Origin of the sequence: Pseudoduganella rhizocola, assembly GCF_045984285.3 — a bacterium.
Taxonomy (GTDB): Bacteria; Pseudomonadota; Gammaproteobacteria; order Burkholderiales; family Burkholderiaceae_D; genus Rugamonas.
In genome coordinates this window covers 749,341-772,946 of the sequence record NZ_JBJQIK030000001.1, presented here as the reverse complement: position 1 = coordinate 772,946, position 23,606 = coordinate 749,341, and the positions used below count along the sequence as shown (strand labels likewise).

The following is a 23,606-nucleotide window of genomic DNA, read 5'->3' as shown; positions in this document are numbered from 1 at the left end:
CTGTCGAAGAATTCCACCGACGTCACGCCCGCGCGCTGCACCACATAGCCTGACTTGAAGGCGCTTTCGCGCAGGTGCAGGTTGAACTCGGGGTCCAGCACGTTATACCATTCGCCGCTGGCGGCAGTCTTGGCGATCTTGCCGCTGAAGATTTGCGTCACCGCGCCGTTGCCGACGAAGGCCATGATGGCGATCTGCTGCTTCGCCGATTCATCCAGCAGCTGGCGCACGGCCAGCGGCGTTACGCGTTGCACTACCCCGGCAGGCGCCAGGCGCATGGCCTGCTCGCGCGACAGGCCGAACTCGCGCACGATGCGGTTGAACTGGTGCACGTCCGTCATTTCCTGCCAGGCGAGCTGGAACTCTTTCACATCCACCGCACTATCCGCTTTCTCGGCTGCCTTCGGCTCCGCGCGTACGATCTTCAGTTCGGCCGTCTGTAGCGGGTGACGGAATTCGTTCACCAGTTTGTCAAAGACCGGAACGCCGGCATCGTTCTTCAGGTAGATCTTGTGCACGGCCGTGCCCTGCGCGTCGAAGAACTGCAGGCTGCGGCTGGTGGCGCCGTCGCGGCCCGGCTGCACGACAGCGAAAGCATGCTTCCACTCCTTGAACTGAAAGCGCAGGTCGATGGCGCCGCCGAGATAGCCGCCGGCGATATTCAGCATGCGTGCCTCGCGTTCGGGGTCGTTTTTGTCGCCTGCCGCCAGCTGCTCATTGTCTGGCTTGATGCGGTCGGCGATGCCGGTACGTTCGATGACGCCGTTCTCGTTGCGCGTCAGCGCCAGCACCGTGCCGAGGTCCAGAGCGCGGCGCATGATTTCGCGCGGCGCGTTCTGCGCATCGCTCAGGCGCGTGACGGTTTTGCCGATGCCGGTGGCCAGCAGCTCCGCCTCGGAGACATTCAGCGTGCGCGCCGCATCGCGGATCTGCAGCTTGGGCTGTTCGGTGCGCAGCGTGGCCCAGCGCTCGGCCAGCGTTGGCGCTGCGGCGATGGCATGCGCGCCGCTCAGGATCATGGCGCCGGCCAGCGCCAGCAGGTAACGTTGGTGTGCTTTCATTTGCTCCCCCTTAGTACATCAGTTTGAAATTGACGGCGACATTGCGGCCGGGACGCGCCTGGCGTTCGATATCTGCCAGCGCCACTGCCGTGGTACCGGCGGGCAGGCCGCGCGATGAGGCGTAGTCCCAGTATTTGCGGTCGCCCAGGTTGTAGAGGCCGGCCGTCAGCGCGGCATGCCGCCCCACGTTCCAATACGCGACCAGATCGACCACGGTGGACGAAGGGACCGCGAAGCGTGGCGTGGTCACGCCGCTGATCACATCGTTCCCCGCCTGTTTGGCGCGCGCATGCACGGCGGTGAGCGCGACACCGCCGCGCCTGGCGGGATCATCCCAGGCCAGTGTGCTGCTGATCTTCGACGGTAGCGTGGATGCCAGTTCGCTGCTGGCGCCAGTCCTGGTATTGGTGGCCTTGCCATGCGATACGCCGGCGGCCAGCGCCACACTGAAGCCGTCCATCGGCTGCGACCACTTGCCCAGGTCCGCGCGGGCCGAGAACTCACCGCCCCAGGTGCGCGCCCTGCCGATGTTCTCGGGACGGAAAAGACCGAAGCTGATGGTCGGGTAATTGACGGGATCGGGCGGCTGCGAGGCATACTCGATGAAGTCCTTGTATTCGGTGCGGAAGACCGACGCCTTGAAGTTCAGGCCGCGCGCCGCATCGCCTTTTACGCCAAGTTCGAAGGCATTGCTGGTTTCCTTCTTCAGGTTCGCGTTGCCCAGTACTGCGTAGCCGTTGCCGGCGCCCGTATAGCTGAAGGAATCGTAGGTGCCGGTGCGTTCCGCCGCCGTCGGCAAACGCGTGCCGCGGCTGTAATGCGCGTAGGCGTTGAAGTCCGGCTTCAGCTCATAGCTCGCGCCGAAGCTTGGCGCGAAGGTGCTGTCGCTCTCCTTCTTCAGTTCTTTCGCCGCTGCGGGCACGGCAACCACATAGTTCGCCAGGTTCTTCGGTTTCAGCTCACGGTGTTCGGCGCGAATGCCCGGCGTGAGGGTCAGCGCGCCGGTCACGAATTCGCCACGCAGGAAGGCCGCCAGCTTGCGCGTGTCCATATCGGCCATGCGGTTCTTGCTGGTGATCTGGTGCGCGCCGGTAGCAATCACCGTGCGGTCCTCGCGCCATGGACGGCGCGTTTCCAGCGTTTCGGCGCTGATGCCGAAGGCCAGTTGCGTGGCCGCGTTCAGCTCCTTGCCGGCATTGCTGGCGAAGCCGATGCTCTTGTTGAAGTAGCCCGTCGTAATGTCACGCACATAGGGCTGGTTGCCGGTGATATAGCGCGCGTGCGTGATGTCCTCCACTTTCGCATCCTGCACATAGAGGCGGCTCTCCAGCGTATCGAACCAGCCGCCGTTATTGGCTTCGTGGTCGATGCTGAAGCGGTTGCGGCGCGTTTCCGAGTGCTGCGTAGCGCCTTCCGGATAGGAGGCGCCCTGCTTGTTGTTGTATTCGCGATCGTGCTCGTTGCGGTAGGCGTCGATGGTGAAGCCCAGCTTCTGGCCGCCGCTCAGGGACCAGTTCAGCTTCGCCAGCAGTGCATCCGAACTCCAGTCATCCGGATTGGCACGTGCAGTGCCTTCGCTCTTCAGTTCCTTGCCATTGCGGTGCACCAGCACCGCCAGCGCCTGCAAGGTGTCAAACTGCGCCGCGCCGGTCAGCGCGTGCATGCGGCCCGAACTCGCGCCGTCGTAGCTGAAGTGATACTCCGCATAGCGCGGCTTCTGCCTGCTCACATAGTCTTCCGGCGACCTGGTGACGAAAGCCACGCTGCCGCCCAGGCCAGGCGTGCCCGCACCTGCGGGTGTGGTGCCGGAAGCGATGCGCACTTCGCGGAAGGTCTCGGGATCGAAATAGTCGCGGCCGATACCGAAGCTGTTCAGCGTGGAGCCATCCGGCTTCGGAGCCGCATCAGGAAGTGCGATGCCGTCGAGATCGAGGCTGACGCGGTTGCCGTCAATGCCGCGGATATTGAAGCCCGTGTTACCGGCGCCGTCCCAGATATTGCCCGCGCCGCTGGCCGCTGCAGGCACGCTGATGAGCGGCTCGTAGCGGGCGATATTCGCCATATCGGTCACGGCGCGGCGCGACAGCTCATCGGCGCCGAGGGTGGTCGTCGAGCCAGGCTTCTTCACGGCTTCGTCGCGCTTGGCGGTGACGAGGATTTCGCCGAGGGTATTGGTAGTGTTTTGCGCGTACGCGAGCGTGCCCAGCGCAGCCATCATCAGCACGGGCAAACGCCGTGCTGGCAGCAGGAATGCAGCCATAGTGTTCCAGTCGAGAGGTCAGTGAAATGCTGGCGCTCGGCTGGCAACGGCCTAGATTATATCGAGAATGATTCTCATTTACAAATATTTCTTAAAAAATGGGGACAGACCCGGATTTCCAAAATCCGGGTCTGTCCCCATTTTTCAGGAAACTATTGCTGCTTGGAAGGTTCGGGGGTGGCGCTGGCTTCGGGGCGGGTTTGGCCCTTGCCTAGGATTTGAACGTAGATTTCGTTCTGCTTGATCATGCTGAGCTCGTAGCGCGCGCGCTCTTCGACCGCGCCCGTACCGTCCTTGAGGTCGCGCACTTCGGAGTCGAGCTTGGCGTTGCGGCGCTTCAGCGCGTCGTTCTTGTCGTGCGCTTCCTCGACCTGCTGCTCCAGGTCGGCGACGCGCAGCCAGCCGCCCTTGCCCAGCCAAAGCGGGTACTGGATCAGCAGCAGCAGGGCTGCAAGGGCGACGGTGATAAGGCGCATGCGGACAAGGTTCCGGCCGGGAGTGCCGGCCGGAAAAGTTTCTATTACTTCAGATTATAGAACGCGTCGCGGCCCGGGTAGGATGCGATGTCGCCCAGGTCTTCTTCGATGCGCAGCAGCTGGTTGTACTTGGCCATGCGGTCCGAGCGGGACATGGAACCGGTCTTGATCTGCAGCGCGTTCAGGCCCACCGCGATGTCGGCGATGGTCGAGTCTTCGGTTTCGCCGGAACGGTGCGAGATCACGGCGGTGTAGCCGGCGCGCTTGGCCATTTCGATGGCGGCAAAGGTCTCGGTCAGGGTGCCGATCTGGTTGATCTTGATCAGGATCGAGTTGGCGATGCCTTTCTGGATGCCTTCTTTCAGGATCTTGGTGTTGGTGACGAACAGGTCGTCGCCCACCAGCTGCACTTTCTTGCCCAGTGCCGCGGTCAGGGTAGCCCAGCCGTCCCAGTCGCCTTCGCCCATCGCGTCTTCGATCGAGATGATCGGGTACTTGTCGCACCAGGTGGCCAGCAGGTTGGTGAACTCGGCGGCGGTCAGGGACAGGCCCTCGCCTTCCAGCTCGTACTTGCCGTTCTTGTAGAACTCGGATGCCGCGCAGTCCAGGCCCAGCGCGATCTGGGTGCCCGGCTCGTAGCCCGCTTCTTCAATCGCCTGGATGATCAGCTTGATCGCTTCTTCGTGCGAAGCCACGGACGGTGCGAAGCCGCCCTCGTCGCCCACGGCGGTGGTCAGGCCCTTCTTGTGCAGGATCTTCTTCAGGGTGTGGAACACTTCCGCGCCATAACGCATGGCTTCCTTGAAGGTCGGCGCGCCCACCGGGATGATCATGAATTCCTGGATGTCCAGGTTGTTGTCGGCGTGTGCGCCGCCGTTGATCACGTTCATCATCGGCACCGGCATCTGCATCGCGCCCGAACCGCCGAAGTAGCGGTACAGCGGCAGGCCGGCTTCTTCCGCGGCAGCCTTGGCCACGGCCATCGACACCGCCAGCATGGCGTTGGCGCCGAGGCGGGACTTGTTCTCGGTGCCGTCCAGGTCGATCAGGGTGCGGTCCAGGAAGGCCTGCTCATTGGCGTCCAGGCCCATGATGGCTTCGGAGATTTCGGTGTTGATGTGCTCGCACGCGCGCAGCACGCCCTTGCCGAAATAACGCTTCGGATCGCCGTCGCGCAGTTCGATGGCCTCACGCGAGCCGGTCGAGGCGCCGGACGGCACCGCAGCGCGGCCCATCACGCCCGATTCCAGCAGCACGTCGCATTCGACGGTCGGATTGCCGCGCGAGTCGATGATTTCGCGGCCAATAATGTCAACGATTGCACTCATTTCTTATTCTCCAAAGTAAGGCGAAACACAGCTGCGCGGACAGTTCACGCGCAAAAATTGCAACAAGAGTAACAGAGGATGGCCGGATGTGGAAGCGGGCCCGGCGCTTGTAACGCGGGGCCCGCCGACATCAGATCAGTTGAAGCTGGATTCGAGGAAGCCGGCTTTCTTGGTGATGCGGTCCAGTTCGATCAGAGTGGACAGCAATTCTTTCATGCGGCCCAGCGGCACCGCGTTCGGACCGTCGGACAGCGCGGTGGCCGGATCCGGATGGGTTTCCATGAACAAGCCGTCGACGCCCACGGCCACCGCCGCGCGCGACAGCACCGGCACCATCTCGCGCATGCCGCCCGAGGAAGTGCCGTTACCGCCCGGCAGCTGCACCGAGTGGGTGGCGTCGAACACCACCGGCGCCTTGGTCTCGCGCATGATGGCGAGCGAGCGCATGTCGGACACGAGGTTGTTGTAGCCGAAGGATACGCCGCGTTCGCAGGCCATGAAGTTGTCTTCGTTCAGGCCCTTGGCGCGGGCCGCGGCGCGCGCCTTGTCGATCACGTTCTTCATGTCGTGCGGCGCGAGGAACTGGCCCTTCTTGATGTTCACCGGCTTGCCCGATTGCGCGCAGGCGTTGATGAAGTCCGTCTGGCGGCACAGGAAGGCCGGGGTCTGCAGCACGTCCACCACGGAGGACACCACGTCGATTTCCTCGATGGTGTGCACGTCGGTCAGCACCGGCACGCCCAGCTCGCGCTTGATGTCGCCCAGGATTTCCAGGCCCTTTTCCATGCCGGGACCGCGGTAGGAGGTGCCGGAGGAGCGGTTCGCCTTGTCGAAGGAGGACTTGTAGATGAAGGGGATGCCCAGCGCGCTGGTGATCTCTTTCAGCTGGCCCGCCACGTCAAAGGACATCTGGCGCGATTCCACCACGCAGGTGCCGGCGATCAGGAAGAAGGGTTTGTCGAGGCCGACATCGAAGCCACACAGTTTCATGCTGCATCTCCTTGCAGGGCGACCGATTTCAGGTGGCCGGATTTGCCGCCTGCCGCTTTATGCGCCAGCGCCGCCTTGATGTAGGACGTGAACAGCGGATGGCCGTCGCGCGGGGTCGATTTGAATTCAGGGTGGTACTGCACGCCCATATACCATGGGTGGGCATTCTCGCCTTCGCGCGGCAGCTCCATGATTTCGCACAGGTCTTCGGTTGGCGTGCGGGCCGCCACCACCAGGCCTGCTTCCTCGACGCGGCCGAGGTAGTGATTGTTCGCTTCATAGCGGTGGCGGTGGCGCTCAGTCACCACGCTGCCGTAGATTTCCGAGGCCAGGGTGCCCGGCTTGACGGCGCAAGCCTGCGCGCCGAGGCGCATGGTGCCGCCCAGGTCCGAGTTCGCATCGCGCTTCTCGACCTTGCCGTCGTGGTTCTGCCATTCGTCGATCAGGGCCACCACCGGCTGGTCGGTGTTCGGCTCGAACTCGGTGGAATTGGCGTGCGTCAGGCCCGCCTTGTGGCGTGCGTATTCGATCAGCGCCACCTGCATGCCGAGGCAGATGCCCAGGTAAGGCACCTTGTTCTCACGCGCGAATTGCGCCGCCTTGATCTTGCCTTCCACGCCGCGCTTGCCGAAGCCGCCCGGCACCAGGATGGCGTCGTACTTGGACAGCTCGCCCGTGCCCTTGGTTTCGATCTCTTCCGAATCGATGTATTCGATGTTGACCTTCGATTCGGTGTGGATGCCCGCGTGGCGCAGCGCTTCCGTCAGCGACTTGTAGGACTCGGTCAGTTCCACATACTTGCCGACCATGCCGATCGAGACTTCCTGCTTCGGATTTTCCAGCGTGTGAATCAGCTTGCTCCATACCGACAGGTCGGCCGGCGCAGGGTTGATGTCCAGCGCTTCGCAGATGATGGCGTCCAGGCCCTGGTCGTGCAGCATCTGCGGCACTTTGTAGATGGTGTCCACGTCCCACACCGAGATCACGGCCTGCTCTTCGATATTCGAGAACAGGGAGATCTTTGCGCGCTCGTCTTCCGGAATGCGGCGGTCGGCGCGGCACAGCAGCGCATTCGGCGAGATGCCGATTTCGCGCAGTTTCTGCACCGAGTGCTGGGTGGGCTTGGTTTTCAGTTCGCCGGCGGAGGCGATGTAAGGCACCAGCGTGAGGTGCACGAAGGCCGAGTTCTTGCGGCCGGCGCGCAGGCTCAGTTGGCGCGCCGCTTCCAGGAAAGGCAGCGATTCGATGTCGCCCACGGTGCCGCCGATTTCGCACAGGGCGATATCATAGCCTTCCGCGCCGCGGCGGATATAGTCCTGGATCTCGTTCGTGATATGCGGGATCACCTGCACCGTCTTGCCCAGGTACTCGCCACGGCGCTCCTTGCGGATCACGGACTCGTAAATCTGGCCGGTGGTGAAGTTGTTCACCTTGCGCATGCGGGTGCTGATGAAGCGCTCGTAGTGGCCCAGATCGAGGTCGGTTTCCGCGCCATCGTCGGTGACGAAGACTTCACCGTGCTGCATCGGGCTCATGGTGCCAGGGTCCACGTTGATGTACGGGTCCAGCTTGAGCATGGTGACTTTGAGGCCGCGCGATTCGAGGATCGCGGCGAGGGAGGCGGCGGCGATCCCTTTGCCAAGGGAAGACACGACACCACCGGTGACGAAGACAAATTTGGTCATTGCGAGATAAGTGCCGAACAGCACTAGCGGGAAATTGAAATTATATCCTAAATTGCCTCCTTCTTCATCATACGGCCCGCAAAAATGTGTGCCACCGTACAGACCCTCCTGCTGTCGGGACGGACAATGACATTATTTCAACAGGAGGCAACCATGAGTTACGAACGCGACGCAGACGGCAACTATATCGATGGCGGCCACCGTGGTCCCGGCCCGCGCCTGATGGGCGCCGATACCCTGATCGGCGACCATATCCATAACCTGAAGAACGAGCACCTGGGCACCGTCAAGGAAATCATGCTGGACATGCAGACCGGCCGCGTGTCCTATGTGGTGATGGCCTCGGGCGGCGTGCTGACCATCGGCGAAAAACTGTTCGCCGTGCCATGGGAAGCGCTGGCGCTGGATACGGCCAACCACCGCATCACGCTCAATATCGACAAGGAGCGCATCGAAAACGCTCCTGGCTTCGACAAGGATAACTGGCCGGACATGGCCAACCAGACCTGGGCTTCCGAAGTGCACAACTATTACGGCACCAGCGCGGCGAACATCAACCAGAGCGCCCGCTAAACTTCGTCTTCCTCGTTTTCGGCCATCACCAGGCCGCAGCGCGCCGCACCGCACCCCGGACGGCGCGCTCTTTTTACGCCGGCATTATCAGGCGCATCGGAACATAGGCGATGCCGTGCTGCTGGATTGGTTCGCTGGTCGGCTCGAAGCCCCAGTGCTTGTACATCTCCAGCGCACCCATCGAGGAGTTGACGGTGAACTGCCCGGGGTTGCCGAGGGAGCGCGCGTCGTTCCATGCGGCCTGCCATAGCTTTTTGCCGATGCCCCGGCCTTGCAGATGCTGCGCCACGAAGAGGTGGAACAGGTGGCTGTTGTCGCGCACCGCGACTACGCCGGCCAGCCCGCCGTTCAGCATTGCCAGCTGGTAGCGGAAGTTGGCGGCGCTGATATAGCGCTGCATCGCGGGTACGCCGAAGCTTTCGATGAACTGCTCGGCGCCTTCGCCGTTCGGGTGAATGGTCATCATCGGCAGCAGGCTGGTGATGAGGGCGCGGATGGCGTCCACATCGTCCAGCGTAGCGAAGCGGATGGCGGGCGTCATGCCGCGGCCTCCAGCAGCATCGGCACATAGGCCAGGCCGCCCTGCCCCGCGCGCGGACCGGTGGCCTTGAAGCCGAAACGTTCGTAGACGCCGACGGCGTAAGGCGAGGACTTCACGGTAAAGCGTCCCGGATTGCCACGCGCCTGCGCGTCGCCGCGCGCAGCCTGCCACAGGGCGCGTGCGATGCCGCGGCGGTGGAAGCGTTCGGCGACATAGAGATGGAACAGATGGCTGTTGTCGCGGACCGAGACCACGCCGGCCAGCTCGCCGTCGACGAAGGCCACTTGATAGCGCCCATCGCTTTCGGTGACGAAGCCAAGCACATTCTCCTCAGTGACGGTGCCGGCAAAGGACACACCGTCATCGGCTTCGGTCAGGAAAGGCAGAACGGAACGTATCAGCGCTGTAATGGCGGGCACGTCTGCCGGTTCCGCCATGCGAATGGTGATGTTTTCTGGCATACGTCGATTGTGCCAGAGTTATATGCCGGTCAGCAGAAATCGCGGCTGGTGGTGGGCAGGCGGCCCAGCATGGGAGTGAGGTCGACCAGGCGCTTGGCCACGAGGTGGCGCACGATGCCTTCCTGCTGCCAGATGCCGTACACGCCCAGCAGCGCCGCCCCCAGCACCTCGCGCCGGTACTGCTCGACCAGGTCGGGCCAGATGATGACGTTGACGCTGCCCGTTTCGTCTTCGATGGTGATGAAGAGCACGCCCTTCGCCGTGCCCGGCCGCTGCCGCACGGTGACAATGCCTGCGCCGCGTGCGAGCTGGCCCTTGCTGAAGGTGTTCAGCACATCGGCGGGCAGGAAGCGTTTCGCCAGCAGTTGCGGGCGCAGCAGCGTCAGCGGATGGCGGCCCAGGGTCAGGCCTTGTGCGCGGTAGTCGCCGAGGATGTCCTGGCCTTCGGTGGGCGGCTGCAGCTGAGGCGCTTCTTCGTCCGGCATGGTGGGGCGCAGCAGGTCCTTGTCCGGCACGGCGCCTACAGCTTCCCACAAGGCCTGGCGCCGGTTGCCGGTCAGCCCTTTGAGCGCATTGCCGCCGGCCAGCACCTGCAGGTCGTGGCGATCAAGATCGGCGCGGCGCGCAAGGTCTGCCACGCTGGCAAAGGGACGTTCGGCGCGAGCGGCGACGATACGCTCCGCCGCGTCCTCCCGCATGCCGTAGAGCCGCGACATGCCGAGGCGCACGGCAGGCTGGGGACGCAGGCCATCCGGGCCTGCCGGCTTTTCCTCCAGCGTCGAATCCCAGCTGCTGATGGCGACGTCGACCGGCCGCACTTCGATGCCGTGGCGCTTGCCATCCTGCACCAGCTGGGACGGGCTGTAGAAGCCCATCGGCTGGCTGTTCAGCAGCGCGCACAGGAAGATGGCCGGTTCGTGGCATTTGACCCATGAGCTCACATACGTGAGCAAGGCAAAGCTGGCGGCGTGCGATTCAGGGAAGCCGTATTCGCCGAAGCCGGTGATCTGCGCGCAGATCTGGTCGGCGAAGCCGGCGTCGTAGCCGTTATTTACCATATTGGTCTTGATGCGGTCCAGGTGCTGCTGGATATTGCCCTTCTTCTTCCACGCAGCCATATCGCGCCGCAGCTGGTCGGCCTGGCCTGCCGTGTAATCGGCGGCCAGCATCGCGATCTGCATCACCTGCTCCTGAAAAATGGGGACGCCCAATGTGCGCTCGAGCGCAGGCGCCAGGCGCGGCTCGCAATCGGGTAACTGCTTGCCTTCGCGCCGCAACAGGTAGGGATGCACCATGCCGCCCGTGATTGGACCGGGCCGCACGATCGCCACCTGCACCACGAGATCGTAATAGCAGCGTGGCCTGAGCCGCGGCAGCATGCTCATTTGCGCGCGCGATTCAATCTGGAACACGCCGATGGTGTCGGCTTCGCAGATCATGTCGTAAGTGGCTTTGTCTTTTTGCGGCACCGTGTGCATCTCCAGCAGCATGCCGTGCCGCTGCTGGTACAGATCGAAGGCGCGCTTCATGACTGACAGCATACCCAGCGCCAGCACGTCGACTTTCAGCAGGCCCAGTGCTTCGAGATCGTCCTTATCCCATTGGATGACACTGCGGTCCTTCATCGATGCGTTCTCGATGGGCACAAGGCGCGACAGCTTATCCTGCGCGATGACGAAACCGCCCACGTGCTGCGACAGGTGGCGCGGGAAGCCGCGCAGCAGCTGCGCCATCCATGCCCATTCCTGCGCCACCTTGGAGCTGGGATCGAGGCCGCATTCTTCGACACGCGCAAGGAAGTCACTGGCACTGTCGAACCACCGGTGCGACTTGGCGACTTTCTCGACGACGGCCAAATCGACGCCGAGCGCTTTGCCGCTGTCGCGCAACGCACTCTTGGAGCGGTAGCAGATCACAGTGGCTGCAATCGCCGCGCGGTGGCGGCCGTACTTGTTGTAGACATACTGAATGACTTCTTCGCGCCGCTGGTGCTCGAAATCGACGTCGATGTCCGGCGGCTCCGCGCGCTCGCGCGACAGGAAGCGCTCCATCAGCACATTGCTTTCGTTGGGATTCACGGCCGTTACGCCGAGGCAGTAGCACACCGCCGAATTGGCTGCAGAGCCGCGTCCCTGGCACAAAATCCCCTGCTCCCGCGCGAACTTCACCACGTCGTAGACGGTGATAAAAAAATACTCGTAGCGCAGATCGGCAATCAGCGCCAGTTCCATCTCCAGCAGCTTCAGGACCTTGGGTGGAATGCCTTCCGGGTAGCGCCCTCGCGCCCCTTCGAAGGTGGCCTCACGCAAATAGCTGGCCGGCGTGTGCCCCTCGGGGATCAGCTCATGCGGATACTCATACTTGAGCTCTTCCAGCGAGAAGCTGCACTGATCCGCCACGCGCATGGTTTCCTCCAGCGCCTTGCGCGGATACACATTGGCCAGCCGCAGCCGCGAGCGCAGGTGCTGCTCGGCGTTCTGCGCCAGGCCATAGCCGGCGTCCGCCACGGAACAGCCCAGGCGCACCGCAGTGAGCATGTCGTGCATCGGTTTGCGGGAGCGCACGTGCATGCAGACATGGCCTGCCGCCACCAGCGGCATGCGGTGCTGCAGCGCCACCTCATCGAGGCTGGCGCGGTGCTCTTCGTCGAAAGCGCGCTGCAGCAGGGTGAGGCCGATGCGGGCGCGCTGGCCAAAGACGGCGGACATCCAGGCGGCTTGCCGGTGCAGGCGGTCCACATCGTCCGCTTCGGCCACCGGATAATCCGGCAGCAGGATCAGCGAGCAGTCGGACAGGCCGCGCAGGTGGGCGCGCTCCGGCGGGGGCGCGGCAAAATCGTCGGGATGCAGCAGATAGCTGCCCTTCTCGATGCGCGTGCGGGCCAGCGTAATCATCTCGGACAAATTGCCGTAGCCATCGCGGTTGTGGGCAATGGCGAGCAGGGACAGCGCATGGCTGCCATCCGGGTTGGTGAGCCGGAACCAGCTGCCGATCAGCAGTTTGCCCTTCCATTCGCGCTCCTTGGCTTTTGCATGGGCGCGCACCACGCCGGCCAGCGAGCATTCATCGGTAATGGCCAGCGCCGAATAGCCCAGTTCATCCGCGCGCACCAGCAGCTCCTCGGCATGCGAGGCGCCCTGCAAGAAGGAAAAGTTCGTCATGCAGAACAGCTCCGCATAAGCGGGCAAGGCGAACGGTGGACGGGATGACATGGCAGCAACTTAATACTGTACAAACATACAGTATTATATACCCTTCCCACAGCAGAGTCCGCGACACTTGGGGCCTGGCCCCATGGTGTCGCAGACTCTGCTGTATGCTGGCGGGATGGAGATCTTTGAGTTGAAGTGTTTCGGCGTGCGCGCCGGAGAGGGGAATGCGGCGCTGGTGGTACTGGGCGATACGGGCGATGCGGCGGCAAGGCAGGCGTTTGCTGCTGCCGCAGCGAAACCGGCCTGCGCTTTTGTCGATGCCGGCGATGGCGAAGCGGCCTTTACGCTGGATTATTTTTACCCGCATACGCGCAGCCCGCTGTGCCTGCATGCCACGCTGGCGGCGGCGCGCGTGCTGCTGAAGCGCCAGCCTGGCCCCTTGCGCGTACGCACCGCCATGCGCGGCCAGTTGCTGACACTGTCAATGCGCGATGGCGAGGTCTTCATCTCGCTGCTCCGCCAGCAGGCGCCCTCGCCTGCGCTGCCCGCCGATTTGCCGGCGCGGCTGCTGGCGCAGCCGGGCCTGCAACTGATGTCGGCGCCTGCCGTGGCTTCGGTCGGCAGTCCCAAACTGCTGCTGGAAGTGGCCGACAGCGCCACGCTTGCCGCACTGCAGCCGGACCTTCCAGCCATTCAGGCCTGGGGCCGGCAGCACGGTATCAGCGGCTGCTACGCGTGGTGCCGGCGGGCGGATGGCGCCTTCGAAGGCCGCAACTTCAATCACCTCGATCCGGCGTTGGAAGACGCTGCGACCGGCGTGGCCGCCGGAGCCCTGACGCTGCACCTCGGCCGCTCGCTGACGCTGTACCAGGGCGCGCATCTGGGCCAGCCCTGCAAGCTGCAAACCATGCTCGACGGCGATCAGATTTTAATCGGCGGCGCGGCCGCCTTCGTCGAAGCGCCCTAGCAGCCATCGGAGTTTGTTGCGCCGCACATACACTTAATAATGTGTGTGTGCAAAATTGTCACAAGACTAAACTTAGTGATAGTTCACCATGGACTTGTTCGACTAGAATCGAATTTTTCCATGGGAGACGCCAACGTGATTTCGAATACGCTACGTAATGCCGTCTTGCTGGCCCTGTATGGCGGGGCTGCCCTGTCGCTGGCTCCTGCTGCGTTCGCACAGAGCAGCGCCACCGAGGCAAAGAAAGACGATATCCAGACCGTGAATGTGGTGGGTTCGCGCCGCGCCACCAACGCTTCGATGACGGACACCGTCGTTCCGGTCGACCTGATTCCCATGACCCGCGTATCCGAACAGGGCGGCCAGTTCGACCTGTCGCAGACGCTGACCAATATCTCCCCTTCCTTCAACTCCACCCGCCAGACCGGCGCGGATGGCGCCGACCTGGTGGATTCCGCTGCGCTGCGCGGCCTCGGCTCGGACCAGACCCTGGTGCTGGTGAACGGCAAGCGCCGCCATACCTCGGCCCTGGTCAACCTGTTCGGCGCCCGCAACCGCGGCAACACCGGCACCGACCTGAATGCGATTCCGCTGATGGCCATCAAGGACGTGCAGGTGCTGCGTGACGGCGCCGCCGCCCAGTACGGCTCGGACGCGATTGCCGGCGTGATGGATATCGGCCTCAAGAAGTCGCTCGGCTGCGAGGCCGTGACCGGCTATGGCCAGTATTCCGCCGGCGACGGCAAGAACTTCCTGGCCTCGGCCTACTGCGGCTTTGCAGTGGCGGGCGGCGTGGTCGGCATCACCGGCGAGTTCCTGAACCGTGGCCGTTCCGACCGTTCCGAGCCGGACAATCCCCGTATCATCGGCGACACCAAGGCCAAGAACAAAACCCTGTACGTGAACGGCGAAATCCCGACCTCGACCGGCAAGTTCTACTTCACCGGCGGCGTGCAGACCCGCGATGCATCCAGCGCCGCCTTCGGCCGCGGCGGCATCGGTTCCGATGATATTCCAAGCCGCAACTCGGCCGCCATGTATCCGGACGGCTTCGTGCCCTTCATCAATGGCGACCTGGACGACCGCTACGCCACCGTGGGCCACCGCAGCCAGCTGGGCGAGTGGAACACCGATATCTCGCAGACCTATGGCTTCAACCGCCTGATGTACAACATCAGCAATACGCTGAACGCTTCGATCGCGAACCAGGACCTGGTCAAGGGCGGCAAGGGCATCAGCCCGGACCGCTTCGACGCGGGCGGTTTCTCCTTCGAACAATGGACCACCAACCTCGACCTCAACCGCTACTTCAGCGGCGTGGCGGGCGATGGCCTGAACGTGGCCTTCGGCGGCGAATACCGGGTGGAGAAGTACAAGATCTTCGCGGGCGAACCAGGCTCCTATATCGATGCGGACGGCCTGGGCTTCGGCGGCAATGCCGGCAGCCAGGGCTTCCCCGGCTTCCAGCCTGGCGACATCACCAACGCGCGCCGCCACAGCACCGCCGCCTACCTGGACCTGGAAGCGGACCTGGACGCGAAAACCAAGCTGCAGGGCGCCGTACGCTATGAGAACTTCAGCGACTTCGGCTCCACCGTCACCGGCAAGCTGGCCGGCAGCTACCGCGTGAATCCGGAAACGCTGCTGCGCGCTTCGGCCTCTTCCGGCTTCCGCGCGCCGTCGCTGCAGCAGGCTTATTTCTCCTCGACCTTCACCGACTTCATCGGCGGCGTGCCGACCGATGTGGTACTGGCGCCGAACGGCGGCGCGGTTGCCACGCTGGCCGGCATTCCGAAGCTGAAGGAAGAGACCTCGCGCAGCTTCACGCTGGGCGCCACCTGGACCCCGAGCCAGGCCGTGTCGGTGACGGCTGACCTGTACCAGATCAAGATCAAGGACCGCATCGTGCTGTCGGGCCGCTTCGACGCCGACAACTATCCCGAGCTGGCCGCCAAGCTGTCCACGCTGGGCGTGGGCCAGGCGCAGTTCTTCGTGAACTCGGTGGATACCAAGACCCGCGGCCTGGACCTGACGGCCTCGCACCGCGGTTCGGTGGCGGGCTACAAGCTGACCACCTTCCTGGCGGCGAACTTCAGCAAGACCGAAGTCACCGACATCCATGCGCCGGCCTCGCTGTCCGGCTTCGAAGACGTGCTGCTGTCCGAACGCGAGCGCCTGTTCATCGAACAGGGCGGCCCGCGCCGCAAGGCCACGCTGGGCTTCGACCTCGTGACCGGTCCGGTGGAAACCGACTTCAAGATCATCCACTTCGGTCCGCAGACGCTGGGCACCTTCAGCGGCACGGCGGCCGGCGTGCCGAACGCGAAGTACGAGGCGAAGACGTCGGCTGACCTCAGCTTCACCTACACCATCAACAAGAACACCAAGCTGACCTTCGGCGGCAACAACATCTTCAATGTGAAGCCGACCACGCAGAATGCGGACGAAACGGACAACGGCTTCAAGTACGACAGCGTGCAGTTCGGCCTGAACGGCGCTTCCTACTTCGCCCGCCTGTACGTGAAGTTCTGATCCAATTACCCCGTTGTACCTTGGCGCCCCGCACGGCAACGTGTGGGGCGTTTTTTCTTTGGCGGCTCAGGCCAGCGTGGCCAGTTCGGCGGCCATGTTGCTGAGGGCGAGGTGGTTGTACTGGTCGGCGAAGTAGGCGTCGGCGAACAGCTTGCCGCCGGCGGCCTTGGCGCTCAGGTGCTGCAGCACTTGGCCGCGCTGCTCGCGGTAGCTGTCCGGCGCGATGTGGGCGTATTCAGCGCGGATGCCGCGCGCGTAGGCCTGGTACACCTCTTCTTCCTGGCCCAGGATGGCCAGGTCCACGCTCAGCATCGCGTCCTTCAGCGGGTGCGTGATGGCGCCGCCCTGGAAGTGGTCGGTAACACGGATCAGCTGCGCCACTTCGTCGGCGCGCCCGGCATCCGCTTCCAGGCCGGTCGAGAGCCACAGGCGCGCGCTGGCCTCCTCGTTGCTCAGTTCCTGCGCGCCGTGCGCGTAGTGCGCGTCGTGGAACCAGAAGGCGGCACGCACGATATCGGCGTCGCGCCGCGAAGCGCCGGTATTCGCCGCCCAGGCGCGGATTTCGGCCAGGCCGTGCACCAGGTGGTCCAGGTTGTGATAATGGCGGTCGGTGCCGCCGTAAGCGCTTACACCGGTCAGGCGCTCGAACCAGTGGTTGGCATTGGCCAGCGCGGCGGCATCGCTTGCGCGCCACAGCTGGTCCCATTCCTTGCGCAGCCAGCCCATGATCCAGGCACGGTAGGCCGGGCCGGGCACGAACTTCTTCATCGTCCAGTTCCAGCCCACCGGACCTTCCAGCGCCTTTACGAAGCTGGAGCTCACGGAACCAAGGTCGCGCGGCGGCATCACGAACAGGGTCTTGGCGCCGCCGATCACTTCCACATTGGTCTGCTGGATCAGGTTCTCGTAATCGAAATCGGCGGTAGTGCGGATGCCGCGGATCAGGTAGTCGATGCCTTGGCGCTTGGCCACGCGCGCGGTGTAGTCGCTTTTTACGACCTGCACCTGGACATTGCGCCAGCCGCGTTCGGCGCAGCTTTCCAGCACGATGGCACGGCGCTCCTCGGCCGAGAAACGCGGCTGCTTGGTGGAGTTCTCGGACAGCAGCACCACGACTTCGTCCGCGATGGAACGGGCCTCGCCGATCACCCACATATGGCCGTTGGTGATCGGGTCCAGTGTGCCCGAAAAGCCGATTTTCTTCATGCCCCGCCCTTTGACTGTATCGATGGCGGTATTCTAGCCGGGTTTCGCCCCCGGAAACTGTACCTGCACCTTGAGCCCGCCCAGGCGCTCCGAGCTGTCCAGGGTCAGCACGGCGCCGTGGCGCTCGGCGATGGCCTTGATAATGGCCAGTCCCAGGCCGCTGCCGCCGGCCTCGCTGCCCGGCACGCGGTAGAAGCGGCTGAACACGCGCTCGCGTTCTTCCGGCGAGATGCCGGGGCCGCTGTCTTCCACCACCAGCGTCACGCCCTTGTCCGTATTGTGCAGGGATAAGTCCACGGTGCCGCCCTGCGGCGTGTACTTGATGGCGTTGTCGAGCAGGTTGCGCAGCATGACCAGCAGCGCATCGCCCTTGCCCTGCACCGTCACGTCGTCGGCGTGCTGCAGGCCGAGGTCGATCTGGCGTGCCTGCGCCGCGCCGGCCAGGTCGGCCAGCGTGCGCTTGGCGAGCTCGGCCAGCTGCACCGGCTCCAGCTTCACTTCCGACGCTTCCTGGCGCGCCAGCACCAGCAGCTGTTCCACCAGGCGCGTGGCGCGCTCGATGCCGGCCGTGAGCCGGCCGATCGCCACCGCGCGGGCCTGTTCGTTCTCCGCCCGTTCCAGGCTCAGCACCTGCAGCTTCAGCGCGGCCAGCGGCGAGCGCAGCTCGTGCGCGGCATCGGCCACGAAGTGCTGCTGCGCGTCGAAGGCATTGCGCACGCGGCCGAACAGCAGGTTCAGCTCCTGCACCAGCGGCTTCACTTCATCCGGCAGGTCGGCTTCCGACACCGGCGACAGGTCGTCCGCCTGGCGCGTGGCCACCTGGCGCCGCACGCGCGACACCGGCGCCAGCGAGCCGCTGACCACCCACCACACCACCAGCATCAGCACCGGCGCCATCAGCGCAATCGGGCCGACGGTGCGCAGCGCCAGCGCGCCCGCCATGCGCTTGCGCACGGCCATGTCCTGTGCGATCTGCACGGTCTGGTTACTGGTCTGGACGGAGAACACGCGGTAGGTGGTGCCCTTGGCGCGCACGGTGGAGAAGCCCAGCACGGCTCGCTGCGGCAGTTCGGCGCGCGAGATGGAGCGGAATACCTGGATGCCGTCCGGCGTCCACACCTGCACCACCATATCGTCGTTGCCGGGATCGCCGCTCGGGCGCTGGCCCTGGCTATTGGCCAGCGGCGCGCCGGAACGCAGCGCCAGCGCCACCTGCTGCATGTGGTAGTCGAAGATCTCGTCCGCATCGTGCAGCGCGCTGCGGTAGGCGATCATGGCCTGCGCCACGGCGGCCATGGTGATCGCGGCAAGCAGGAACCACAGCAGCCGTCCACGCAGCGAGTGCGAGACGTTCACCTTGGGCACCGCCATCATAGCTTGGGCACCATGTAGCCGAGGCCACGCACATTCTGTATCAGTTCGCTGCCCAGCTTCTTGCGCAGGCCGTGGATATAGACCTCGACCGCATTGCTGTTCACTTCATCCTTCCAGCTGTACAGCTTTTCTTCCAGCTGGGCGCGCGACAGCACGATGCCGGGACGGGCGATCAGCGCCTCCAGCACCGCCCATTCACGGGCCGACAGGTTGACCGGCTGGCCGTTGTTGATCACTTCCCGCGTCTGCGGGTTGATGCTCACGCCCTTGTGCTCGAACACCGGTTCGGCGCGGCCCGCGGAACGGCGCAGCAGCGCGCGGATGCGCGCCAGCAGCTCGTCCAGGTCATAGGGTTTCAGCACATAGTCGTCGGCGCCCGCATCGAGCCCTGCGATGCGCTGGTCCACCGCGTCGCGCGCGGTAGCCACCAGCACCGGGGTCAGCTCCTTGCGGGAGCGCATGGAGCGCAGCACCTCCAGGCCGTCCTTCTTCGGCAGGCCGAGGTCCAGCAGCACCAGGTCGTAGGTCTGCGTCTGCAGCGCCGTATCGGCCATGGCGCCGTCCTTGACCCAGTCGACGGCGTAATGCTCGGCCCTCAGCAGGTCGAGCACTACCTCGCCGATCATGGTGTCGTCTTCTACCAGCAGCAGCCGCATGGTCTAGCCTTTCCTTGTTGTCTACGGGGCGCAGTTTATCCCAATCGTACCGGAATAAAAATGCGCTCACCGCCGCGCAGGATCAGCAGGGCCACCGACTTCTCGGACTTCGACACCATTTCGCGCACCTGGTCGATGGTGTTGACCGGGCGGCCGTTCACCGACAGCAGCACATCGCCCGGCTCCACGCCCGCGTTGGCGGCGGCGCCGCCCGCGTTCTCGATCACCAGGCCGGAAGGCAGGCCGGCCTGGCGCCGCTCCACCGGATCAAGCGGCCGCAGGGCGAGGCCGAGGCGCAGCTTTGATGCAGCCTCCCGCTTCTCGGCGCCGGCCAGGCTGCGGTCATTCGCGCTGCCCAGTTTGCCGTTCAGGATCACCGGCTTACCCTGGCGCCAGACTTCCAGCGTGACCTTGTCGCCCGGCGTGGCCAATGCCACCTGTGCGGGCAGGTCGCCCGAGGCCACGATTTTCTGGCCGTTCAATTTGCGGATCACGTCACCCGCCTTCAGGCCGGCCTGTTCGGCCGGACTGCCGGATTCCACATTCGCCACCAGCGCGCCTTCCGGCGACTCCAGGTTGAAGGAGTCGGCAAAGCCCTGATTCACTTCCTGCACCGTCACGCCGAGGCGGGCGTGCACCACCTTGCCGGTGGCGACGATCTGGTCCTTGATGCGGGTGGCCAGGTCGATCGGGATGGCGAAGGACAGGCCCTGGTAGCCGCCGGTCTGGCTGTAGATCTGCGAGTTGATGCCCACCACCTCGCCGCGCGTATTGAACAGCGGGCCGCCGGAGTTACCGGGATTCACCGCCACGTCGGTCTGGATGAAGGGCACATTGCTGTCATCCGGCAGCGAGCGCCCCTTGGCGCTGACGACGCCCGCCGTTACGGTACTCTCCAGACCGAACGGCGAGCCGATCGCCAGCACCCACTCACCAACCTTGAGGTCGGTGGACCGGCCCAGTGGCACCACGGGCAGATTCTTCGCATCGATTTTCAGCACGGCCACGTCCGTTTTCGGATCGGAGCCCAGCACCTTGGCGCGGAACTCGCGGCGGTCGGTCAGCTTGACCGTTACCTCGCGCGCGCCGCGCACCACGTGGGCATTGGTCAGGATGATGCCGTCCGCGCTGACGATGAAGCCGGAGCCCACGCCATGGCTGGGAATATCACGGCCACCGCGCTGCGGGCCCTGGAAGCGGCGGAAGAATTCGGCGAAGGGGTCGTCGGCAAAGGGCTCCTCGGCGCCATCCATGGCGGTGCGCACGCTGCCGGTGGTGCTGATATTCACCACGGCCGGGCCGTTGCGCGAAGCGATCACGCTGAAGTCCGGCAGCGCAATCATGGGCGCCGGGGTGGGGGCCGGAGCGCCGGCGGCGGCATTGGCCGGCACGGCGGGCGCCGGTGCGGCGGCCACGGCTTGCGGCGCGGACGGCGCCAGGTTGCGCTGCACGGCGATGGCGGCGCCTGCGCCCAGCACGCCGACGGCGGCCAGTGCTGCGACAAGGCGCTTGAAGGTAAAGGGTCCGAAGTGTTTATCGTTACGCATTGCTGCACTCCCGAATTGAATGATTACTGATGTATTCAATATGGGCCCGCAAGCTTAGGCGCTGCTTAATCTCTGCCTTACGCGGCGCTTAAGCGGCGCGCTCCAGACGTGCGAAGGCCGGGATAAACCCGGCCTGTAGCACTGCTATAGAGCGGGCCGGGGCCCGCGCCGTATTACGCTGCTTCGCGTGGCTGCTCCAGGGCAGTCACGTTATTGGTCATGCCGTCGATCGCGATCTTGCGCGGCTTCAGGGCTTCCGGCACTTCACGCTGCAGTTCGATGGTGAGCATGCCGTTGTTGAAGGACGCGCCGGTCACTTTCACGTGGTTCGCCAGCTGGAAGCGCTGCTCGAAATCGCGGGCCGCGATGCCGCGGTGCAGATAGGTGCGCTCCACGCCGTCGCGCTGCTTGCGGCCGACGATGTGCAGGGAATCACGTTCGGAAGTGATGTCGATCTCGTTGCGGTCGAAGCCGGCCAGCGCCATCACAATGCGGTACTGGTCTTCCGAGACCAGTTCGATATTGTATGGAGGGTAGCTGGGCTGGGCGTCGCCGCGCTGGGCGTCGTTCAGCAGCTGGGCCAGGCGGTCGAAACCAATGGCGGTACGGTACAGGGGAGTGAGGTCAAAAGTACGCATGATAAATATCCTTTCAAATTAAGCGATATATGTTGGCGGTCCCCTTCTGGGCAACCGCTGGATCCGATATACGGTTGCCCAAAAATGTTTTCAAGGGGATTTTTTGAAAAAATTCTGGCCTGTTACTTTTTGAAACATCCAGCATTTTCAGCGTGCTACACTCGCCGGCTTGGACCATTACTTTCCCTACGACAATGACCCAGCCTTTGACTCCTCGCCTTGCCCTGCTGCCCCTGCTGTTGTCTGCCGCCTTCGCCTGCGCCGAGCCGCTGCCCAAATCGCTTGACCAGCCTTATCCGGGCACGATCCAGATGAAGATCGATGCGTCGGACACGACACAGCACGTGTTCCGCATCCAGCAGTCGATTCCCGTCAGGCCGGGCAAGCTGATCCTGCTTTATCCGCAGTGGGTGACGGCCCAGCACGGCCCGACCGGCGCCATCCACCAGCTGGCAGGGCTCAAGGTGTCGGCCAATGGCAAACCCGTGGCGTGGAAGCGCGATCCGCTGAACGTGTATGCCTTCCAGGTAGACGTACCGTCCGGCACGAAGACGCTGGACGTGGAATACCAGCACCTGTCGCCGACCGAAGGCGGCCAGGGCCGCATCGCGGTAACGCAGGACATCATCGGCATCCAGTGGCAGTCGATGACCATGTATCCGGCCGGTTATCACACGCGCCAGATTCCGATCCAGACCACGATGAAACTGCCGGCCGGCTGGCAGTACGGCACCGCCCTGGAAACCGCCGGCCGCAACGGCGATGAAGTGCAGTTCAAGACCACCGACGTGGAAACCTTCGTCGATTCGCCGGTGTTTGCCGGCCGCTACTTCAAGCGCATCGACCTCGATCCGGGCGCGAAGATTCCCGTCAACCTGAACATCGTCGCCGATACGCCGGAGGCGCTGGAAGCCAAGCCGGAGCAGGTGGAAGCGCACCGCGCCATGGTCAAGCAGGCCTACAAGCTGTTCGGTTCGCAGCACTACGCCCACTACGATTTCCTGTTCGCGCTGAGCGATGACTTCGGCGGCATCGGCCGCGAGCACCACCAATCCAGCGAGAACGGCGTGAAGCCGGACTACTTCACCGACTGGACCAAGTCCGAGCCGGTGCGCACCCTGCTGCCGCATGAATTCACGCACTCCTGGAACGGCAAGTTCCGCCGCCCGAAAGGCCAGGACGTGCCGAACTTCAATACCCCGCTGGACAACAGCCTGCTGTGGGTGTACGAGGGCCAGACGCAGTACTGGGGCCAGGTCCTGGCCTCCCGCTCCGGCCTGGTGAAGACGGCCAGCGTGCGCGACATGATCGCCGCCACCGCCGCTGCCTACTCGAATGTACAGGGCCGCAGCTGGCGTCCGCTGGTGGACACCACCAATGACCCCATCATCAGCCAGCGCCGCCCGCAGGTATGGCCGAACTGGCAGCGCAGCGAGGACTATTACTCCGAAGGCCTGCTGATCTGGCTGGACGTGGATTCCAAGATCCGCGAACTGTCCGGCGACAAGCGCTCGCTCGACGATTTCGCCAGCAAGTTCTTCGGCGTGAAGGACGGCAAGGCCACCGCCGAACACTATACCTTTGACGACGTGGTGAAGTTCCTCAACGATGTGCAGGCTTTCGACTGGGCGCCTTTCCTGCGCACCCGCGTCGAGAACACCGGTCCTGCGCCGCTGGACGGCCTGGCGCGCTCCGGCTGGAAGCTGGTGTTTGCCGAGAAGCCGACCGACTTCCTCAAAATGGCGGAAGACCGCGCCAAGATCGCGAATTTCCAGTATTCCCTGGGCTTCTCGCTGGGCAGCGACGGCAAGGTGTCAGGCCTGGTGTGGGACGGCGTGGGCTTCAAGGCCGGCCTGTCCGGCAATACCACGGTGCTGGCCGTGAACGGCCGCGCCTACAAGGCCGAACTGCTGCGCTCCGCCATCACCGCGGCCAGGACGGACAAGAAGCCGATCGAACTGCTGGTTAAGCAGGGCAACGACTACCGCACCGTGGCGCTGGATTACCACGACGGCCTGAAGTATCCGCGCCTGGAGCGCATCGAGGGCACGCCGGACCGCCTGGAAGCCATCCTCAAGGCGAAATAAGCTGTACGCGGGCGCGCACCGGTGCGCCCGCCTTCCCTCCCCTTCGCTACAGTGCAGCCTCAGGAGGCTGTA

At 64.2% G+C, this 23,606-nt stretch carries 18 protein-coding genes; 4 read left to right on the top strand and 14 right to left on the bottom strand.

Annotated features, from left to right (window positions below):
* The 6 genes from ACJRPG_RS03555 to pyrG form a co-directional block, all read right to left on the bottom strand.
* Positions 1 to 1,061 (bottom strand): hemin-degrading factor (locus tag ACJRPG_RS03555; protein ID WP_407998659.1); only part of this gene is annotated, 1,061 nt, incomplete at its 3' end.
* Between the two features lie 10 nt (positions 1,062 to 1,071).
* Positions 1,072 to 3,321, bottom strand: a complete 2,250-nt coding sequence (locus tag ACJRPG_RS03550; protein ID WP_407998658.1) for a TonB-dependent hemoglobin/transferrin/lactoferrin family receptor — start codon at positions 3,319 to 3,321, stop codon at positions 1,072 to 1,074.
* A gap of 152 nt (positions 3,322 to 3,473) precedes the next feature.
* On the bottom strand, positions 3,474 to 3,797 hold the full coding sequence (ftsB, locus tag ACJRPG_RS03545; protein ID WP_407998657.1) for a cell division protein FtsB: 324 nt from the start codon (positions 3,795 to 3,797) through the stop codon (positions 3,474 to 3,476).
* Positions 3,798 to 3,841: 44 nt separating this feature from the next.
* Positions 3,842 to 5,125, bottom strand: a complete 1,284-nt coding sequence (gene eno, locus ACJRPG_RS03540; RefSeq protein ID WP_407998656.1) for a phosphopyruvate hydratase — start codon at positions 5,123 to 5,125, stop codon at positions 3,842 to 3,844.
* Positions 5,126 to 5,260: 135 nt separating this feature from the next.
* Entirely contained in the window at positions 5,261 to 6,115 is an 855-nt protein-coding gene (kdsA, locus tag ACJRPG_RS03535) for a 3-deoxy-8-phosphooctulonate synthase (protein ID WP_407998655.1), read from the bottom strand.
* Positions 6,112 to 7,800 carry a CTP synthase gene (gene pyrG, locus ACJRPG_RS03530; RefSeq protein WP_407998654.1) on the bottom strand — a complete coding sequence of 563 codons (1,689 nt, stop codon included), beginning with the start codon at positions 7,798 to 7,800 and terminating at the stop codon, positions 6,112 to 6,114. Before pyrG ends, kdsA begins: the two co-directional genes overlap by 4 nt.
* Before the next feature lie 153 nt (positions 7,801 to 7,953).
* Here pyrG and ACJRPG_RS03525 point away from each other — a divergent pair, with 153 nt between their 5' ends.
* Positions 7,954 to 8,373 (top strand): PRC-barrel domain-containing protein, encoded by a 420-nt coding sequence (locus tag ACJRPG_RS03525; RefSeq protein ID WP_407998653.1) that lies wholly within the window; start codon positions 7,954 to 7,956, stop codon positions 8,371 to 8,373.
* A 73-nt stretch (positions 8,374 to 8,446) separates the two neighbouring features.
* Here the strand turns inward: ACJRPG_RS03525 and ACJRPG_RS03520 are convergent, their stop codons facing one another.
* From ACJRPG_RS03520 to ACJRPG_RS03510, 3 genes are read right to left on the bottom strand one after another with little or no spacing between them, the layout of a single operon-like run.
* Positions 8,447 to 8,914 (bottom strand): GNAT family N-acetyltransferase, encoded by a 468-nt coding sequence (locus ACJRPG_RS03520; RefSeq protein ID WP_407998652.1) that lies wholly within the window; start codon positions 8,912 to 8,914, stop codon positions 8,447 to 8,449.
* Positions 8,911 to 9,375, bottom strand: coding sequence for a GNAT family N-acetyltransferase (locus ACJRPG_RS03515; RefSeq protein WP_407998651.1), 465 nt, complete (start codon positions 9,373 to 9,375; stop codon positions 8,911 to 8,913). Before ACJRPG_RS03515 ends, ACJRPG_RS03520 begins: the two co-directional genes overlap by 4 nt.
* Positions 9,376 to 9,404: 29 nt before the next feature.
* Positions 9,405 to 12,587, bottom strand: coding sequence for an error-prone DNA polymerase (locus tag ACJRPG_RS03510; RefSeq protein WP_407998650.1), 3,183 nt, complete (start codon positions 12,585 to 12,587; stop codon positions 9,405 to 9,407).
* A gap of 82 nt (positions 12,588 to 12,669) precedes the next feature.
* Between ACJRPG_RS03510 and ACJRPG_RS03505 the strand changes: the two genes are divergently transcribed.
* Together ACJRPG_RS03505 and ACJRPG_RS03500 are read left to right on the top strand one after the other, a co-directional pair.
* The gene (locus ACJRPG_RS03505; RefSeq protein ID WP_407998649.1) at positions 12,670 to 13,494 is read left to right on the top strand and encodes a PhzF family protein; all 825 of its coding nucleotides are present in this window, start codon (positions 12,670 to 12,672) and stop codon (positions 13,492 to 13,494) included.
* Between the two features lie 120 nt (positions 13,495 to 13,614).
* A complete protein-coding gene (locus tag ACJRPG_RS03500; protein ID WP_407998648.1) occupies positions 13,615 to 16,026 on the top strand; it encodes a TonB-dependent receptor plug domain-containing protein in 2,412 nt (803 codons plus the stop codon).
* Between the two features lie 66 nt (positions 16,027 to 16,092).
* Here ACJRPG_RS03500 and coaD read toward each other — a convergent pair whose 3' ends face one another.
* From coaD to ACJRPG_RS03475, 5 genes are all read right to left on the bottom strand, one after another.
* Positions 16,093 to 17,232, bottom strand: a complete 1,140-nt coding sequence (gene coaD, locus ACJRPG_RS03495; protein WP_407998647.1) for a pantetheine-phosphate adenylyltransferase — start codon at positions 17,230 to 17,232, stop codon at positions 16,093 to 16,095.
* Between the two features lie 33 nt (positions 17,233 to 17,265).
* Positions 17,266 to 18,606, bottom strand: a complete 1,341-nt coding sequence (locus ACJRPG_RS03490; RefSeq protein WP_407998646.1) for an ATP-binding protein — start codon at positions 18,604 to 18,606, stop codon at positions 17,266 to 17,268.
* Positions 18,603 to 19,262: a response regulator gene (locus tag ACJRPG_RS03485; protein WP_407998645.1), complete on the bottom strand. Its 660-nt coding sequence runs from the start codon at positions 19,260 to 19,262 to the stop codon at positions 18,603 to 18,605. The genes ACJRPG_RS03490 and ACJRPG_RS03485 overlap by 4 nt, the downstream gene beginning before the upstream one ends.
* Positions 19,263 to 19,297: 35 nt before the next feature.
* Positions 19,298 to 20,809 carry a DegQ family serine endoprotease gene (locus ACJRPG_RS03480; protein ID WP_407998644.1) on the bottom strand — a complete coding sequence of 504 codons (1,512 nt, stop codon included), beginning with the start codon at positions 20,807 to 20,809 and terminating at the stop codon, positions 19,298 to 19,300.
* 173 nt (positions 20,810 to 20,982) lie between these two features.
* Complete coding sequence (locus ACJRPG_RS03475) at positions 20,983 to 21,447, bottom strand: Hsp20 family protein (RefSeq protein ID WP_407998643.1); 465 nt, start codon at positions 21,445 to 21,447, stop codon at positions 20,983 to 20,985.
* A 206-nt stretch (positions 21,448 to 21,653) separates the two neighbouring features.
* On the opposite strand from ACJRPG_RS03475, the gene ACJRPG_RS03470 reads away from it, so the two are divergent.
* The gene (locus ACJRPG_RS03470; RefSeq protein WP_407998642.1) at positions 21,654 to 23,534 is read left to right on the top strand and encodes a M61 family metallopeptidase; all 1,881 of its coding nucleotides are present in this window, start codon (positions 21,654 to 21,656) and stop codon (positions 23,532 to 23,534) included.
* Positions 23,535 to 23,606: the final 72 nt, after the last annotated feature.

What these genes read in the sequence shown, in the direction of transcription:
- ACJRPG_RS03550 (WP_407998658.1), bottom strand. Translation starts at nt 3,321, where the DNA reads ATGGCTGCATTCCTGCTGCCAGCACGGCGTTTGCCCGTGCTGATGATG.
- ftsB (WP_407998657.1), bottom strand. Translation starts at nt 3,797, where the DNA reads ATGCGCCTTATCACCGTCGCCCTTGCAGCCCTGCTGCTGCTGATCCAG.
- eno (WP_407998656.1), bottom strand. Translation starts at nt 5,125, where the DNA reads ATGAGTGCAATCGTTGACATTATTGGCCGCGAAATCATCGACTCGCGC.
- kdsA (WP_407998655.1), bottom strand. Translation starts at nt 6,115, where the DNA reads ATGAAACTGTGTGGCTTCGATGTCGGCCTCGACAAACCCTTCTTCCTG.
- pyrG (WP_407998654.1), bottom strand. Translation starts at nt 7,800, where the DNA reads ATGACCAAATTTGTCTTCGTCACCGGTGGTGTCGTGTCTTCCCTTGGC.
- ACJRPG_RS03525 (WP_407998653.1), top strand. Translation starts at nt 7,954, where the DNA reads ATGAGTTACGAACGCGACGCAGACGGCAACTATATCGATGGCGGCCAC.
- ACJRPG_RS03520 (WP_407998652.1), bottom strand. Translation starts at nt 8,914, where the DNA reads ATGACGCCCGCCATCCGCTTCGCTACGCTGGACGATGTGGACGCCATC.
- ACJRPG_RS03515 (WP_407998651.1), bottom strand. Translation starts at nt 9,375, where the DNA reads ATGCCAGAAAACATCACCATTCGCATGGCGGAACCGGCAGACGTGCCC.
- ACJRPG_RS03510 (WP_407998650.1), bottom strand. Translation starts at nt 12,587, where the DNA reads ATGTCATCCCGTCCACCGTTCGCCTTGCCCGCTTATGCGGAGCTGTTC.
- ACJRPG_RS03505 (WP_407998649.1), top strand. Translation starts at nt 12,670, where the DNA reads ATGGTGTCGCAGACTCTGCTGTATGCTGGCGGGATGGAGATCTTTGAG.
- ACJRPG_RS03500 (WP_407998648.1), top strand. Translation starts at nt 13,615, where the DNA reads ATGGGAGACGCCAACGTGATTTCGAATACGCTACGTAATGCCGTCTTG.
- coaD (WP_407998647.1), bottom strand. Translation starts at nt 17,232, where the DNA reads ATGAAGAAAATCGGCTTTTCGGGCACACTGGACCCGATCACCAACGGC.
- ACJRPG_RS03490 (WP_407998646.1), bottom strand. Translation starts at nt 18,606, where the DNA reads ATGATGGCGGTGCCCAAGGTGAACGTCTCGCACTCGCTGCGTGGACGG.
- ACJRPG_RS03485 (WP_407998645.1), bottom strand. Translation starts at nt 19,262, where the DNA reads ATGCGGCTGCTGCTGGTAGAAGACGACACCATGATCGGCGAGGTAGTG.
- ACJRPG_RS03480 (WP_407998644.1), bottom strand. Translation starts at nt 20,809, where the DNA reads ATGCGTAACGATAAACACTTCGGACCCTTTACCTTCAAGCGCCTTGTC.
- ACJRPG_RS03475 (WP_407998643.1), bottom strand. Translation starts at nt 21,447, where the DNA reads ATGCGTACTTTTGACCTCACTCCCCTGTACCGTACCGCCATTGGTTTC.